The sequence below is a fragment of the Streptomyces fuscigenes genome, assembly GCF_021556455.1.
Lineage (GTDB): Bacteria > Actinomycetota > Actinomycetes > Streptomycetales > Streptomycetaceae > Streptomyces > Streptomyces fuscigenes.
Window position 1 is genome coordinate 1 of record NZ_JAKGCV010000700.1, and the last position, 1863, is coordinate 1863.

At 74.3% G+C, this 1863-nt stretch carries 1 protein-coding gene and 1 pseudogene; one reads left to right on the forward strand and one right to left on the reverse strand.

The features are described 5' to 3' along the window. Window positions 1-867: phosphatase PAP2 family protein (locus L1885_RS27885; protein ID WP_235799924.1), on the reverse strand; the 867-nt coding region annotated here is incomplete at its 3' end. Between the two features lie 336 nt (window positions 868-1203). On the opposite strand from L1885_RS27885, the pseudogene L1885_RS27890 reads away from it, so the two are divergent. Then, window positions 1204-1752, forward strand: a pseudogene (locus tag L1885_RS27890) (TetR/AcrR family transcriptional regulator); the annotation flags it as partial. Between the last annotated feature and the right edge of the window lie 111 nt (window positions 1753-1863).

Here is a 1863-nt window from a genome sequence, read left to right on the forward strand (position 1 = left end):
CCGCGAGCGGCCCCCGCTGCGGCTCCCCGCGCCGGAGAGGGCCGGGGCCGCTTCCCGCACCGCGGAGGGCGTGCGGGCGTCCGGCCGGTCCCGGTGCCCCGGCAGATGACGGCGCACGACGAGGCTGCCGCGCCGCGTCCCGGTGGCCGTCGGGGCGCTCACCGCGGCCAGGGCGAGCGCGAGCAGGGCGGTGGCGACCAGCGTGTCCAGCCAGTAGTGGTTCGCGGTGGCGACGACGACGAAGAGGGTGGCGAGCGGGTGCAGCAGCCACAGCCACCGCAGACGGGACGACGTCGCCGCGATCAGCCCGACGGCCACCATCAGCGCCCAGGCGAAGTGCAGGGACGGCATGGCCGCGAACTGGTTCTCGACCGAGCCGGCGGACGGGTTCGCCGCGTAGACCGAGGGGCCGTAGACGCGGGCCGTGTCGATCAGGCCGGTCGAGGCCAGCATGCGCGGCGGGGCCAGCGGCAGCAGCAGGTGGAGCGCGAGCGCCCCGCCGGTGACCGCGGTCAGGACCCGGCGGGACCAGACGTAGTGACCGGGGCGCTTCCAGTACAGCCAGGCGAGGAAGAGGACCGTCGCGGGGAAGTGGACGGCCGCGTAGTAGGTGTTGGCGAGGTGGACGGCCGTGTCGCCGTGCAGCAGCAGGTGCTGGACGCCCTGCTCGCCGGGCAGGTGCAGGACGCGTTCCAGGTGCCAGACCTCGCGGGCGTTGTCGAACGCCTGGGCCGTGCGGCCGTTGGCGAGCTGCCGGCCGAGCTTGTAGACGAGGAAGAGCGCGGCGACCAGTGCCAGTTCACGGGCCAGTGGCGGCCTGCCGGCGGCGCGTCCGATCAGCGGCAGGGAGCGGGCCGTGCGCCGCACGCCCGACGGGGGCGCCGACGGGGATATTCGGGCGGCCGTGCGGGGCGGTCCGGAGGGAGAGTGACTGCGTCGTGGCGCGGGACCAGTCCGGGCGTCCATTCACCCGACCCCTTTGCGTGAGCTGCACGGCGTGCGACGTCGTGGTGCGGTGGCGGCTCGGCAGACGCCGCGCCCTATCGATACGCCAGTGTACCGATACGCCGCCGTATCGGTACACTGGCGTATCGAAGCCGAATGCGTGTCCGGTCCCGGACCACGCGATCGGTCGCCTCGTCCGGAAGGAGAGAGACGGTGACCTCAACACCGCGGCGCTCCAAGATCACACCCGAGCGCGAGATGGAGTTCTATCTGGCCGCCCTCGACCTGCTCCGGGAGGGCGGCTACGAGGCGCTGACGATGGAGGGCATCGCGGCGCGCACCCGGTGCGGCAAGTCGACCCTGTACCGGCAGTGGCGCACCAAGCCGCACCTCGTCTGCGCCGCCCTGCGCGGGACGCGCAGCGTGAAACTCGCCGAGATCGACACCGGCACGCTCGCCGGGGACCTGCGCGCGGTCGCGCGCGCCACGAGCGCCAACGCCCACCGGGACACCGCCCTGATGCACGCGCTGGCCCACGCCGCGCAGCAGAACCCGGACCTGCAGACCGCCCTGCGCGAGAACCTCATCGAGCCCGAGATCGCGGAGATCGACGCGATGGTGCGCCGCGCCGTCGGCCGGGGCGAGGTCGCGGCCGCCAATCCGGCGATCGAGTTCGTTGCGATGCAGTTGTTCGGCATCATGCGCGCCCGGCCCCTGCTGTGCGGCGTGCAGGCGGACGAGGACTACCTGATCCGCTTCCTGGAGTCGTCCCTGCTGCCCGCTCTCGGCGTGGCCGTGGGCGACGACGAGGCACGGGAGCCCGCGCGGGACCGCGCCGGCGCCGCTCGGCCCTCAGCGGACCACGACGGCGCCGCACGCCCGGCGGCGGACCACGAGGGCACCGGGCGGCCGGCGGCC